The following is a 13,564-nucleotide window of genomic DNA, read 5'->3' on the forward strand; positions in this document are numbered from 1 at the left end:
AACGGGAAGTGGCTCAGCTTGGTAGAGCACCTGGTTTGGGACCAGGGGGTCGCAGGTTCAAATCCTGTCTTCCCGATAGTTTTAACAACATGGGGCCTTAGCTCAGCTGGGAGAGCGCCTGCCTTGCACGCAGGAGGTCAGCGGTTCGATCCCGCTAGGCTCCACTTATAACTTTATTATGGCGGTGTAGCTCAGCTGGCTAGAGCGTACGGTTCATACCCGTGAGGTCGGGGGTTCGATCCCCTCCGCCGCTACCATAAAGGACCTTTAGCTCAGCTGGTTAGAGCAGACGGCTCATAACCGTCCGGTCGTAGGTTCGAGTCCTACAAGGTCCACCATTTAAAGTAAATACTCTGGAGGTATACCCAAGTCTGGCTGAAGGGATCGGTCTTGAAAACCGACAGGCGGCGAGAGTCGCGCGGGGGTTCGAATCCCTCTACCTCCTCCATTTTTTTAAAAAAGAATATTATATCGTCGCGGGGTGGAGCAGTCTGGTAGCTCGTCGGGCTCATAACCCGAAGGTCGCAGGTTCAAATCCTGTCCCCGCAACCAAATGGTCCCGTGGTGTAGTGGTTAACATGCCTGCCTGTCACGCAGGAGATCGCCGGTTCGACCCCGGTCGGGACCGCCATTACATAAAGGCTCGGTAGCTCAGTCGGTAGAGCAGAGGACTGAAAATCCTCGTGTCGGCGGTTCGATTCCGTCCCGAGCCACCATTTTGAAATAGCAAGCCGGCTTAGCTCAATTGGTAGAGCAACTGACTTGTAATCAGTAGGTTGGGGGTTCAAGTCCTCTAGCCGGCACCACTTTCAAAATGAGCCATTAGCTCAGTTGGTAGAGCATCTGACTTTTAATCAGAGGGTCGAAGGTTCGAGTCCTTCATGGCTCACCATTTATTTTTAAATTTCATGCGGGTGTAGTTTAGTGGTAAAACAAGAGCCTTCCAAGCTCTGGTCGAGAGTTCGATTCTCTTCACCCGCTTTTCCATTGGGGGCCTATAGCTCAGCTGGTTAGAGCGCACGCCTGATAAGCGTGAGGTCGATGGTTCGAGTCCATTTAGGCCCACCATTATTCCGCAGTAGCTCAGTGGTAGAGCTATCGGCTGTTAACCGATCGGTCGTAGGTTCGAGTCCTACCTGCGGAGCCATATTATATAGAGAAGTACCCAAGTGGCTCAAGGGGCTCCCCTGCTAAGGGAGTAGATCGCTAACGCGGTGCGAGGGTTCGAATCCCTTCTTCTCTGCCAGAATTGGCCCGTTGGTCAAGTGGTTAAGACACCGCCCTTTCACGGCGGTAACACGGGTTCGAATCCCGTACGGGTCATACTTAAAGAGATAGCATAGTCTGCTATCTCTTTTTTTGTTTTCACCAGTACTCAACCAGAAATGCCCTTCCTTAAGAACGTGCAGGAAAGAGCCAAGGGGGGATCCACGGTTCTGAAATTCCATGAGCAATTAATAGTAAAAAAATAAAAATAGATAGCAGTATAAAAAATATGCCATTAGATATAACACTGAAAATCACTATACTAGTTTTCTTTGTCTTAACTCCTAAAATAAGGGCGATTATAAATCCAATATCTATTATAAAGAATAAAATCATGCTAATCCGTAAATCGATAGTTGGATATAATTTTGTTGTTATAAAAACGAATAGTGTAGCGATAAGTAACGAAATTGTCCAAAGTATGGAGATAGCTATTTTTTTACTTTCTCGAATGTTATTCTTCATAATATCACCTCTTTCCACTTTCCTAAATTATACAAATCTTTCGTAACAGAAAGATAATCTTTTCATTATAACAAATCATATATTTTTATATTGAAACACACTATAGAATGGAGTGATGGTATGGATTTTGAAACCTTGTATCGAACCTATCAGCCTTTGATTTACGCTGTTGCTTATCGCTTGCTTGGCTCTGTTAGTGATGCGGAAGATGTTGCACAAGATATACTTATTAAAAGTCAACATGTGAACCAAGAATCAATTAGAAATAAGAAGGCGTATTTAATTAAAATGACGACAAACCATTGTTTAAATATATTGCAATCAGCTCAGAAAAAGAGAGAGGTATATACAGGGGAATGGCTTCCAGAGCCGGAAATAGATACGATGAAGCTAAATCCTATGGAAACTATAATTCAAAATGAAAGAGTATCCTATGCATTTCTTGTACTGTTAGAGAATTTAACACCTCTTGAAAGAGCTGTATTTGTCTTAAGGGAAGCTCTCAGGTACGATTATCGAGAAGTAGCGGAGATTTTAAACAAATCAGAGGCGAATTGTCGAAAGATTTACAGCCGTTGCAAAGAGAATATACGGCCTGAAATACCAGTACATCCACAACAATCGGATCATACAGAAAAAATGATACATACCTTTATTAGAGGCTCAGAAACAGGGGATTTTGAGGAATTTATTAATTTACTGACAGCAGATGCAACCCTCGTTACTGATGGAGGTGGTAAAGTGCGTGCAGCTATATTTCCGATTCTGGGTAAACAGCGTATTCAAATATTTCTGGAGGCTATTGCTTCACGAGGATTCTTCCAATTGGAGGTTCTCCCAACTATAATAAATGGTCAATTTGGTATTTTAGCAAGGAATAAGGGACGTGCAGAAAAAGCCATATGTTTTGAGTGGAATGAAAGTGGAGAATCTATTAGAAGAATCTATATTATAGTCAATCCTGATAAATTAAAGCATATTCCAGTTCTATAGCATGAAATTGAAAAAAGAGGTCTTTATTTTAAGATCTCTTTTTGTATTTTGTCACAAATTGAACAGCTAATTTGTCTTATAAGTGACAGGATATAAAAGAGATGCTATGCATGTTGTTTATTAGAGTTTCTGTTGGGAATTAAATATTTTACGGCAGATATTGATTTTCAATAATACATGAAAGATCTTGTTAAATATCCTGGTGTCAAAGTACAAACTAATTTGATTTGATGGAGGGAATATACAATGGAAACGAGATTTTTAATGGAAAAGGTAAATCCAGAAGGTTATAAGGCAATGGCGGGATTAGAAAAATACTTGATGACTACAAGTATCGATGAGATATTGAAAGAGCTAATTAAAATTAGGGCTTCTCAAATTAATGGATGTGCGTATTGCATTGATCTCCATACGAAAGATGCACGAAAAATAGGGGAAACAGAGCAACGTATTTATGCGCTTAATGCTTGGCGTGAGACACCGTTCTTTACGCAGGAAGAACGTGCGGTGCTTGCTTTAACGGAAGCAATTACATTAGTAGCGGAAACCCATGTTCCTGATGAAGTATATGAAGAAGTAAGAAAATACTTTGAAGAAAAACAAATTGCTGAAATCATTATGCAGATTGTCACTATTAATGCATGGAATCGAATTGGAGTTTCTACCCGTTTAATGCCGGAAATAAGATAAGGTCTTGAATAAAAAGCTATTCTTTCTAGAAACGCTATCGAAAGAATAGCTTTTTATGTAGTACTACACGAAAATAAGTTTTCACAATCTAAAGAAAAGGTTTACATTGAGATTGATTCCATACCTAGTATGATAATTTCCTCCTATCTGTGAAAAAGTTCACAAATAGGTCATAACTTGTGAATAAATTCACAATGATTCGTGCTACAATATGTGTGTAAGGAAGTTAAACAACATTAAATTAGTACTTTAATTAATTACTTAAACAATCATAATAAATGTGAACAATAGAGAGGGGAAATTACCATGAAAAAAGGTATCAATCGCGTAGTATTAGTAGGAACAGGAGCTGTAGGTTGTAGTTATGCTTACTCAATGATCAACCAAGGTGTAGCTGAAGAATTTGTACTTGTTGACGTAAATGAAGCAAAAGCAGAAGGGGAAGCAATGGACTTAAGCCATGCAGTACCATTCTCTCCATCACCAACAAAAGTATGGAGCGGTAGTTATGCAGATTGTAAAGATGCAGATTTAGTTGTTATCACTGCTGGATTACCACAAAAGCCAGGTGAAACTCGTTTAGACTTAGTTGAGAAAAATACAAAAATCTTCAAGCAAATCGTTCGCGGTATTATGGATAGCGGATTTGATGGTATTTTCTTAATCGCAACTAACCCAGTTGACATCTTAACTTACGTAACTTGGAAAGAATCTGGATTACCAAAAGAACGTGTAATTGGTTCTGGTACAACTTTAGACTCTGCTCGTTTCCGCTATATGCTAGGTGACTATTTAGATGTAGATCCACGTAACGTTCATGCATACATCATTGGTGAGCACGGTGATACTGAGCTTCCAGTATGGAGCCATGCTACTGTAGGTGTACAAAAACTAGAAACAATTTTAGCGAACAACGAACAATACAACCAAGATGATTTAGATAAAATCTTTGTAAATGTACGCGATGCAGCTTACCACATTATCGAGCGTAAAGGTGCGACTTACTACGGAATCGGTATGTCACTACTTCGTGTAACGAAAGCAATCTTAAACAACGAAAACAGTGTGCTAACTGTATCTGCATACCTAGAAGGTCAATATGGTGAGAAAGACGCTTATGTAGGTGTTCCAGCTGTTATTAACCGCGAAGGTGTACGTGAAATCGTTGAGCTTGAGCTAAATGAAGAAGAGAAAGCGAAATTCGCTCACTCTGTAAAAGTATTAAAAGAAACAATGGCACCAGTACTTTAATAGAATTGATAAATGATTCAGAAGCGGGAAACTGCTTCCGGCTTCTGAATTTTTATATAAAATAATATAAATTCCTTTTCCAGTTCTCTTGTATATCCCCCAAATATACCCCTTTTGCTGGAAAAGGGTCGTTTATAGAAAAAAGCACTCTATACGAAAATAGAGTGCTTTTTTATTATATTATTACAAGTGAAATAATGATCTCAAATAAAACGCTTTCAATGAATATTCGTCAAAATTCGATATATTTTATCAAAAATTCAAATATTACCTTTAATTCCCACGAAAAAACGTATATTTATTTAAAAATACACAAGGATATTTCAGTTTTTCGGCGAATGTTTACAAAGTAATAAAAATTCTGTCATCTTAGTGAGGTGAACATATTGAGTGTAACAAATTGTATAGAAGAGAGTTTGTATGAATTTCATACAAAGAAGTGTTATGAGAGCTATAACATATTTGGCGCGCATCTTGCAGTAGAGGATGAAATACAAGGCGTACGATTTACAGTATGGGCTCCTCATGCAAAAGTTGTGAGTGTAGTTGGAGATTTTAATGATTGGGATGTTGAAGGGCATCGGATGATACAAATGACAGAAAAGGGTATTTGGTCATTGTTTATACCACATTTGGAAGAAAACGAAATATATAAGTATGCGATTGAAACCAAAAGTGGAGAAACAATTTTAAAAGCAGATCCCTATGCAAATTACGCAGAAGTAAGACCAAATACGGCATCTGTTATTTTTGATATAAGGGGATACAAATGGAACGATAACAATTGGTTCCGCAAGAAAAAAAGAAAATCAGTTTATAAAGAAGCAATGGCAGTTTATGAATTGCATTTTGGATCATGGAAAAAGAAAGAAGATGGCTCTTTGTACTCGTACCGAGAAATGGCAGAGGAGCTCATTCCCTATGTAGCGGAGCATCAATTTACTCATATTGAAATTATGCCGCTTGTTGAACACCCGTATGATCGATCTTGGGGATACCAAGGGACTGGATATTATGCAGTAACAAGTCGTTTTGGTACACCGCATGATTTCATGTATTTTGTCGATGAATGTCATAAATATGGAATCGGTGTCATTTTAGATTGGGTACCAGGGCATTTTTGTAAAGATGCTCATGGTTTGTATTTGTTTGATGGTGCACCGACCTATGAATATAAAGATTTGGATGTGCAGGAGAATCAAATTTGGGGAACAGTAAATTTTGATTTAGGGAAACAGGAAGTACGAAATTTTTTAATTTCAAATGCATTGTTTTGGATGAAATATTATCATATCGACGGCTTTCGTGTTGATGCGGTTGCGAATATGCTGTATTGGGAAAAAGAAGGCAGGCAGCAAAGTAATGAATATGCGGTTTCCTTTTTACGTGAGTTAAATGAGGCCGTATTTGCAGAGGATGAAGAATTTTTGATGACTGCAGAAGATTCTACAGCTTGGCCGCTTGTGACCGCTCCAACTTATGAAGGTGGACTAGGGTTTAATTATAAATGGAATATGGGCTGGATGAATGATGTACTGAAATATATGGAGTGTGCGCCGGAATACCGGAAATATATTCATGAGAAAATGACGTTTTCTTTGCTATATGCTTACTCTGAAAACTTTATATTGCCGCTCTCTCACGATGAAGTCGTTCACGGAAAAAAATCATTGTTAAACAAAATGCCGGGAGACTACTGGGAAAAGTTTGCACAGCTTCGTTTATTATATGGGTATTTCTTTACGCACCCGGGGAAGAAATTGCTCTTTATGGGCGGAGAATTTGGTCAGTTTGATGAGTGGAAAGATCTTGAGGATCTAGATTGGAATTTGCATGATTTTGAAATGCATCGTTCTATGCATGATTACTTTAAAGTGCTCATAGCATTGTATAAGCGCTCTAAGCCACTTTGGCAGCTGGATCATTCGCAGGAAGGATTTCAGTGGATTGATGCTGATAATAGAGAACAAAGTATTTTCTCGTTTATTCGTAAAGGAGATAAGGATGAAGATATCCTTGTCGTTGTATGTAATTTTACGAACATTGTGTACGAAAACTATAAAGTGGGCGTACCAGAATTCCAGTATTATAACGAGATTTTAAATAGTGATGATGTAACATATGGCGGCTCAGGACAGGTGAATAAAAAACGTCTGAAGGCAATAGGAGAGCCGTATCATAATCAAGAAGCTCATGTAGAAATAACAATTCCACCATTTGGGGTATCTATTTTACGACCAGTGAAAACGAGAAAGGGGAGCAAAAAACAAGATGGTTCAAAAGCAGACGTGCGTAGCAATGTTACTAGCAGGAGGAAAGGGTAGTCGTTTAAGTGCTTTAACAAAAAATTTAGCAAAGCCCGCTGTTCCATTTGGCGGAAAGTATCGAATTATTGATTTCACTTTAAGTAATTGTGCAAACTCTGGTATTGAAACGGTTGGAATTTTAACGCAGTATCAGCCACTTGAGCTTCATAGTTATATTGGAATCGGTAATGCTTGGGATTTAGACCGTTTGAATGGCGGCGTGACTGTATTGCCCCCGTACTCGGAATCTTCTGGAGTGAAATGGTATACAGGAACAGCTAGTGCGATTTATCAAAACTTAAACTATTTGCATCAGTACGATCCTGAATATGTTCTGATTTTATCAGGGGATCATATTTATAAAATGGATTACAGTAAAATGTTAGATTACCATATTGAAAAAGAAGCAGATGTTTCAATTTCTGTTATTGAAGTACCTTGGGACGAAGCAAGTAGATTTGGAATTATGAATACGAATGAAGAGATGGAGATTGTCGAGTTTGAGGAAAAACCACAGTTCCCAAAAAGCAATCTTGCCTCGATGGGCATTTACATTTTTAATTGGGCAATCTTAAAAGAATATTTAGAGATGGATGCAAGAAATCCAGAATCTACGAATGACTTTGGAAAAGATGTTCTTCCTCTTTTATTAGATGAAGGGAAGAAATTAATTGCCTATCCGTTCCAAGGATATTGGAAAGATGTTGGAACTGTTAAAAGTTTATGGGAAGCCAATATGGACTTGCTTCGTGATGAATCTTTATTGCAACTAAACGATCGTGATTGGCGCGTTTACTCAGTTAACCCAAATGAGCCACCACAATTTATAGCTGAGGATGCCAAGGTGGAAGAGTCGTTAATAAATGAAGGGTGCGTTATTGAGGGAGATGTAAAGCATTCTGTTTTATTCCAAGGTGTAACGGTAGGAGAAGGTAGTCTAGTAATTGATTCTGTTGTTATGCCAGGGGCTCGAATTGGAAAAAATGTTGTGATTGAAAAGGCGATTGTTGGATCAGGTATGGTAATTGAGGATGACACGGTGATTCGATCAGAAAAAAATGTAGATGAGATTGTATTAATCGCAGAAGGCAAATAGACAAAAGGGGATGAGATATATGGGAGAATCAATGTTAGGAATTATTAATGCAACAGGGAGCTTTCCTTCTTTAAAGAAAGTAACAGAAAACCGTTCACTAGCTGCACTACCATTTGGAGGACGTTATCGTCTCATTGATTTTATGCTTTCAAATATGGTTAATTCCCATATTCATAGCGTTGCGATTTTTACAAGTCATAAAAATCGTTCCTTGATGGATCATCTCGGATCAGGAAAACAATGGGATTTAGATAGAAAACGTGACGGCTTATTTTTATTTCCTCCGAATTGCCAATGTGATCAAGATGAGTTTGGTTCTTTCGCTCATTTTAGAAGACATATTGATTATTTTCTACGTAGTAGACAAGAGTACGTTGTCATTACAAATAGTCATCTTGTCACAGCGATAAATTTTCAAGCAGTGTTAGAAAGACATATACATACAGAAGCAGATATTACGGAAGTGTGTCATGAAGGAGTTCCCCTGCAAACCTATGTGCTTAAGAAACAGTTATTATTAGATTTATTTGAAACGTATAAAGATATGGAGCAGTATAGTTTATTTGATGTTGTTAGAGAAAAGCGGGGAGAATCATTGTACATTGGAACATATGAACATATGGGATATGTAGCGGTGATCGATTCGATTGAAAGTTATTATAAACATAGTTTAGAGATTTTGCAGCCTTCGATTTGGAAACAGTTATTTACGAAAGAAGCACCGATTTTTACAAAAGTAAAAGATGAACCACCAACACGTTATATGAAAGATGCTAAGGTGAAAAATACAATGATTGCAAATGGAAGTATTATTGCAGGGAAAGTTGAGAACAGTGTTGTATTTCGCTCTGTTAAAATTGGGAAAGGTTCAGTTATTCGAAATAGCATCATTATGCAAAAGAGCCAAATTGGAGATAATTGTATATTAGACAGTGTTATTATTGATAAGGATGTTAAGATTGAGGATGGTGTGATTTTAACAGGAACACCTGATAATCCACATGTTGTGGAAAAGGGGAGTATCCAAAGTCAAAATGTTACTAGTTATTCTTGAAAGCTTAATATAAATGAAAATATGGATTAAAACATATTTTTTTAGGTAGGAGAGAGCGTCCAGCGATGGATAGAAGCGGTCAGGGCCTTTTTTGGCCTCATGCCGAGTTAAAACCAAAAGGAGGAAACGAGTGGAGGACTTCTTTTGGTTTCATAGCCGAAATTTCTATGTAGGAAAATTGAAATAGAGCCATATAGCCAGTGGAATTGGATTCACTGGCTCATCATGATATGAATTTAAAATTTGAAGGGAGGAAGCTGTAAGAAGGGCGGCCCAAGATGTACACGCTTTTCAGGCAGTGGAACAACACGTGAATATTTTATTTGCAGTATCAGAATGCGTACCGTTTATTAAATCAGGAGGTTTAGCAGATGTTGCGGGGGCACTTCCAAAAGAATTGAAAAAATTAGGGGTAAATGTCCGGATTATACTTCCAAACTACAGTCTTATCCCTAAGCATTTACGAGAAGCATGTACACTTCATAAGGTAATTCATGTTCAGCTTGGCTGGCGAAACCAATATTGCGGTATTTTAAAAGGGGAGCAAGATGGGATTACGTATTACTTAATCGACAATGAGTATTATTTTAAAAGGGATTCTCTGTATGGGCATTATGATGATGGAGAACGTTTTTCTTTCTTTTCTAAAGCGGTGTTAGAGTGTATGCCACATTTAGATTTTGAAGTGGATATTCTTCATAGTCATGATTGGCATACAGCGATGGTGAATTTTTTACTACGTGAAAAATATAGGGACAACCCGTTATATGAACATATTAAAACCGTGTATACAATTCATAATTTGCAGTTCCAAGGTGTATTTCCACGTGAAGTTATGCATGATTTATTGGAGCTTGGTGATGAGTATTTTCATAGTGAACAGCTTGAATTCTATGGGAACGTTAACTTTATGAAAGGTGGCATTATCGCTTCAGATTGCATTACAGCAGTTAGTCCGACATATAAGGAAGAGATTCAATACGAATTTTTTGGTGAAAAACTAGATGGTTTGTTGCGTAAATATAATGATAAGCTGAGCGGAATTGTAAATGGCATTGATACGAGCGTATATAATCCGAAAACAGACGCATTTATTACTGCGCATTATGATGCTGAGTCGCTATATGATAAGCAAGAAAATAAACGTGCATTGCAGCGTTACTTTGGTTTGCCAGAAAAAGAAGATACACCAATCATTTCAATGGTAACGAGATTAACAAAACAAAAAGGTCTCGACTTAGTGCGTACTGTCTTTCATGAAATGATGGAAGAGGATGTACAATGCATCATTTTAGGATCAGGAGATTCTGAGTATGAGCAATTTTTCGAGTGGATGGCATGTGAGTATCCAGAAAAAGTAAAAGTTTATATTGGTTTTAATGAAGAGTTAGCACATCAAGTATATGCAGGTAGTGATTTGTTTTTAATGCCATCACTATTTGAACCGTGTGGACTTGGACAGCTCATTGCACTGACGTATGGTGTTGTTCCAATTGTCAGAGAGACTGGAGGATTGAATGATACAGTTCAGTCTTATAATGAGAAAATGGAGACTGGAAATGGCTTCAGTTTTAGAAATTTTAATGCTCATGACATGTTACATACGATTCGTCGTGCGCTGAAGTATTATCATAATAAACCGGTATGGGATCAGCTTGTAAAGCAGGCGATGACAGAGGATTATAGCTGGAAAAAGTCGGCTCTTGAATACAAGGAACTATATAAAAGTTTGCTGAAACACTCTTAGGTGGTGAAAAGATGTTTACTCATGTTGAAAGCTTTAAAGCAGCTTTTTTAGAAAAACTAGAAACGATGTATGGAAAAAGTTTCAAAGATTCTACAAGTCGTGATCAGTATAATACACTTGGACATATGGTACGTGAGTATATGAATCAGCACTGGATTACAACAAATGAAAGGTACCGGGCAGGGAATCAAAAGCAAATGTATTACTTATCTATTGAGTTTTTACTTGGCCGTTTGCTTGGTAGTAATTTACTAAATTTAGGAATACGAGATGTATGTGAACAAGGTCTTTCAGAACTTGGAATTTCCTTGAAAGAATTAGAAGAAAGTGAAGCGGATGCAGGGCTTGGTAATGGAGGACTTGGCCGCCTTGCAGCCTGTTTTCTTGATTCATTGGCATCTTTAAATCTTCCTGGACACGGATGTGGTATTCGTTATAAGCATGGTTTATTTGATCAGAAAATTGTCGATGGATATCAGGTGGAGTTGCCTGAACAGTGGCTTCGGCATGAAAATGTATGGGAAGTCAGGAGACATGATCAAGCTGTGGAAGTGAGTTATTTCGGACAAGTGGAAGCTGTGCAAATCAATGGTCGTTTAGAATTTCGTCATACTGATGCGGAAGTCATTATGGCGGTTCCTTATGATGTTCCGGTTGTTGGGTATGAAACAGATACTGTGAACACACTTCGTCTTTGGAATGCAGAACCAGTTCCTTTCCCGCAAAACTGTAAAGATATTTTGAAATATAAACGCGAAACAGAAGTGGTATCAGAATTTTTATACCCAGATGATACGCATGATGAAGGGAAAATACTACGGTTAAAACAACAGTATTTTCTTGTATCTGCAAGCTTACAAAACATTGTTCGCATGCATAGAGAGCGAAATGGGACGCTTCGCAATTTGCATGAGAAAATTGCAATTCATATTAATGATACACACCCGGTCCTTGCGATTCCAGAGCTCATGCGTATTTTACTAGATGAAGAAAAACTCTCTTGGGAAGAAGCATGGGATATTACGACCCAGACGATTTCTTACACGAACCATACGACATTGTCAGAAGCGCTTGAGAAGTGGCCGATTCATATCTTTAAATCGTTATTACCACGGATCTATATGATTATTGAGGAGATTAATGAACGGTTTTGTCATGAACTATGGGGGCGATATCCGTATGATTGGAAGCGGATTGAAGACATGGCGATTATTGCACATGGTCTTGTAAAAATGGCGCATTTAGCAATTGTAGGAAGTTATAGTGTGAATGGTGTTGCAAAAATTCATACGGAAATTTTAAAACAGCGTGAAATGCGATTGTTTTATGAATTTTACCCAGAAAAATTTAATAATAAAACAAATGGGATCGCGCATAGACGCTGGCTTATGAAAGCAAATCCGCAGCTTACCAATCTTATTTCAGAAGCGATTGGAGAGGAATGGAAGAAGCAGCCGCAGGGATTACAATTGCTACAAGATTACCGGTATGACACTGCTTTTCAAGATAAGTTACAAGATGTAAAGCAAGAGCGTAAACATATTTTAGCAGAGCGTATCCGTAACACAATGGGGGTTATTATTGATCCAAGTTCCATTTTTGATGTACAAGTGAAACGATTGCATGCTTACAAAAGACAATTATTAAATGTGTTACATATTTTATATTTGTACAATCGTTTGAAAGAAGATTCTAGCTTTTCGTTTTATCCGCGTACATTTATTTTTGGAGCGAAAGCATCGCCAGGCTATTATTATGCGAAAAAAATTATTAAATTAATAAACGAACTTGCTAGAAAGGTAAATGAAGATCCGTATGTAAGTCAATATATGAAAGTTATCTTTCTAGAAAACTACCGTGTTTCACTCGCTGAAGATGTTTTTCCAGCAGCAGATGTAAGTGAGCAAATCTCAACGGCGAGTAAAGAAGCATCCGGAACAGGGAATATGAAGTTTATGATGAATGGAGCAATTACACTCGGAACACTGGATGGAGCCAATATTGAAATTAGGGAAAAGGTAGGAGATGAGGCCTGTTTTATCTTTGGCTTAACAGCGGAAGAAGTGCTTCATTATTATCAAAATGGTGGCTATCGTGCAAATGATTATTACCACCACAATATGCACATTAAAAAAGTAGTGGATCAGCTAATAAATAGCTTTTTCCAAAATGCCGGAGCTGAATTTGAAGCAATTTATGATTCTCTTGTCATCCAAAACGACGAATACTTTGTTCTTCGTGATTTTAGTCCATATGCAGAGCGTCAAGAAGATGTAGGAAGAGCATATGAAAACAGAAGAAAGTGGCTAGAAATGTCAATCATTAACATTGCACAATCTGGGCACTTTGCGAGTGATCGAACGATCCTGCAGTATAGTAATGAGATTTGGGGTATTGGTGATGCAGTTAAGATTTTGTGAGTTGAATATAGAAATGAGATAAGGTACCTTGTGCAGATTTAGAGAGGTTTTTGTTTTTGATTTGGAAGTATAAAAATAAGTATGGTAACCACGTACCCCTAATCACCCGGTTTGAAGCTCTTGAGAAAGGGCTTTATTATCATATTGTTAAGCATCTAAATAATCGTATTGAATAAGATTTTAAATATTCGAAGAGTTGCTTTCTTGGATACTCATTATTTCAAAAGCTTCGTCAGAACTCACATATCATAGAAAAACAAAGACGGAATCCTCAAA

The 13,564-nt window shown here is 37.9% G+C and carries 9 protein-coding genes and 15 tRNA genes; 23 read left to right on the plus strand and 1 reads right to left on the minus strand.

Going from position 1 to position 13,564, the window contains the following annotated elements; all coding sequences use genetic code 11:
- The first annotated feature begins 2 nt into the window (after positions 1-2).
- The 15 genes from HRG09_RS26345 (at position 3) to HRG09_RS26415 (ending at position 1,323) form a co-directional block, all read left to right on the plus strand.
- A tRNA-Pro gene (locus HRG09_RS26345) sits at positions 3-76 on the plus strand.
- Between the two features lie 15 nt (positions 77-91).
- Positions 92-164: transfer RNA gene (locus tag HRG09_RS26350), tRNA-Ala, on the plus strand.
- Between the two features lie 16 nt (positions 165-180).
- Positions 181-257: transfer RNA gene (locus HRG09_RS26355), tRNA-Met, on the plus strand.
- 4 nt (positions 258-261) lie between these two features.
- Positions 262-338, plus strand: a tRNA-Ile gene (locus HRG09_RS26360).
- Positions 339-355: 17 nt separating this feature from the next.
- Positions 356-448, plus strand: a tRNA-Ser gene (locus HRG09_RS26365).
- Positions 449-475: 27 nt separating this feature from the next.
- Positions 476-552 (plus strand) — tRNA-Met (locus HRG09_RS26370).
- Positions 553-555: 3 nt separating this feature from the next.
- Positions 556-631, plus strand: a tRNA-Asp gene (locus HRG09_RS26375).
- A gap of 9 nt (positions 632-640) precedes the next feature.
- Positions 641-716, plus strand: a tRNA-Phe gene (locus tag HRG09_RS26380).
- Positions 717-730: 14 nt separating this feature from the next.
- Positions 731-806: transfer RNA gene (locus HRG09_RS26385), tRNA-Thr, on the plus strand.
- A 10-nt stretch (positions 807-816) separates the two neighbouring features.
- A tRNA-Lys gene (locus HRG09_RS26390) sits at positions 817-892 on the plus strand.
- An 18-nt stretch (positions 893-910) separates the two neighbouring features.
- Positions 911-981 (plus strand) — tRNA-Gly (locus HRG09_RS26395).
- A gap of 10 nt (positions 982-991) precedes the next feature.
- Positions 992-1,068: transfer RNA gene (locus HRG09_RS26400), tRNA-Ile, on the plus strand.
- Positions 1,069-1,072: 4 nt separating this feature from the next.
- Positions 1,073-1,147 (plus strand) — tRNA-Asn (locus HRG09_RS26405).
- A gap of 8 nt (positions 1,148-1,155) precedes the next feature.
- Positions 1,156-1,246 (plus strand) — tRNA-Ser (locus tag HRG09_RS26410).
- 5 nt (positions 1,247-1,251) lie between these two features.
- Positions 1,252-1,323: transfer RNA gene (locus HRG09_RS26415), tRNA-Glu, on the plus strand.
- A 72-nt stretch (positions 1,324-1,395) separates the two neighbouring features.
- On the opposite strand, the gene HRG09_RS26420 is transcribed toward HRG09_RS26415, so the two are convergent.
- The gene (locus tag HRG09_RS26420) at positions 1,396-1,731 is read right to left on the minus strand and encodes a hypothetical protein (protein ID WP_174103807.1); all 336 of its coding nucleotides are present in this window, start codon (positions 1,729-1,731) and stop codon (positions 1,396-1,398) included.
- A 120-nt stretch (positions 1,732-1,851) separates the two neighbouring features.
- On the opposite strand from HRG09_RS26420, the gene HRG09_RS26425 reads away from it, so the two are divergent.
- The 8 genes from HRG09_RS26425 (at position 1,852) to HRG09_RS26460 (ending at position 13,288) form a co-directional block, all read left to right on the plus strand.
- Positions 1,852-2,724 carry an RNA polymerase sigma-70 factor gene (locus tag HRG09_RS26425; RefSeq protein ID WP_174103808.1) on the plus strand — a complete coding sequence of 291 codons (873 nt, stop codon included), beginning with the start codon at positions 1,852-1,854 and terminating at the stop codon, positions 2,722-2,724.
- A gap of 246 nt (positions 2,725-2,970) precedes the next feature.
- A complete protein-coding gene (locus HRG09_RS26430) occupies positions 2,971-3,414 on the plus strand; it encodes a carboxymuconolactone decarboxylase family protein (RefSeq protein WP_174103809.1) in 444 nt (147 codons plus the stop codon).
- A gap of 306 nt (positions 3,415-3,720) precedes the next feature.
- Positions 3,721-4,665 carry an L-lactate dehydrogenase gene (locus tag HRG09_RS26435; protein WP_174103810.1) on the plus strand — a complete coding sequence of 315 codons (945 nt, stop codon included), beginning with the start codon at positions 3,721-3,723 and terminating at the stop codon, positions 4,663-4,665.
- 386 nt (positions 4,666-5,051) lie between these two features.
- Positions 5,052-6,989: a 1,4-alpha-glucan branching protein GlgB gene (glgB, locus tag HRG09_RS26440; protein ID WP_174103811.1), complete on the plus strand. Its 1,938-nt coding sequence runs from the start codon at positions 5,052-5,054 to the stop codon at positions 6,987-6,989.
- On the plus strand, positions 6,937-8,067 hold the full coding sequence (locus HRG09_RS26445) for a glucose-1-phosphate adenylyltransferase (protein WP_174103812.1): 1,131 nt from the start codon (positions 6,937-6,939) through the stop codon (positions 8,065-8,067). Before glgB ends, HRG09_RS26445 begins: the two co-directional genes overlap by 53 nt.
- Positions 8,068-8,086: 19 nt before the next feature.
- Positions 8,087-9,121, plus strand: a complete 1,035-nt coding sequence (locus tag HRG09_RS26450; RefSeq protein WP_174103813.1) for a GlgC family sugar phosphate nucleotidyltransferase — start codon at positions 8,087-8,089, stop codon at positions 9,119-9,121.
- A 310-nt stretch (positions 9,122-9,431) separates the two neighbouring features.
- On the plus strand, positions 9,432-10,868 hold the full coding sequence (glgA, locus tag HRG09_RS26455) for a glycogen synthase GlgA (RefSeq protein ID WP_174103814.1): 1,437 nt from the start codon (positions 9,432-9,434) through the stop codon (positions 10,866-10,868).
- 11 nt (positions 10,869-10,879) lie between these two features.
- Positions 10,880-13,288: a glycogen/starch/alpha-glucan phosphorylase gene (locus tag HRG09_RS26460; RefSeq protein WP_174103815.1), complete on the plus strand. Its 2,409-nt coding sequence runs from the start codon at positions 10,880-10,882 to the stop codon at positions 13,286-13,288.
- Positions 13,289-13,564 lie beyond the last annotated feature (276 nt).

Origin of the sequence: Bacillus sp. Xin1 (assembly GCF_013314535.1) — a bacterium.
In the GTDB taxonomy this organism is placed as follows: Bacteria; Bacillota; Bacilli; order Bacillales; family Bacillaceae_G; genus Bacillus_A.

What these genes read in the sequence shown, in the direction of transcription:
- HRG09_RS26435 (WP_174103810.1), top strand. Translation starts at nt 3,721, where the DNA reads ATGAAAAAAGGTATCAATCGCGTAGTATTAGTAGGAACAGGAGCTGTA.
- HRG09_RS26450 (WP_174103813.1), top strand. Translation starts at nt 8,087, where the DNA reads ATGGGAGAATCAATGTTAGGAATTATTAATGCAACAGGGAGCTTTCCT.
- HRG09_RS26460 (WP_174103815.1), top strand. Translation starts at nt 10,880, where the DNA reads ATGTTTACTCATGTTGAAAGCTTTAAAGCAGCTTTTTTAGAAAAACTA.
- HRG09_RS26420 (WP_174103807.1), bottom strand. Translation starts at nt 1,731, where the DNA reads ATGAAGAATAACATTCGAGAAAGTAAAAAAATAGCTATCTCCATACTT.
- HRG09_RS26445 (WP_174103812.1), top strand. Translation starts at nt 6,937, where the DNA reads ATGGTTCAAAAGCAGACGTGCGTAGCAATGTTACTAGCAGGAGGAAAG.
- HRG09_RS26425 (WP_174103808.1), top strand. Translation starts at nt 1,852, where the DNA reads ATGGATTTTGAAACCTTGTATCGAACCTATCAGCCTTTGATTTACGCT.
- HRG09_RS26430 (WP_174103809.1), top strand. Translation starts at nt 2,971, where the DNA reads ATGGAAACGAGATTTTTAATGGAAAAGGTAAATCCAGAAGGTTATAAG.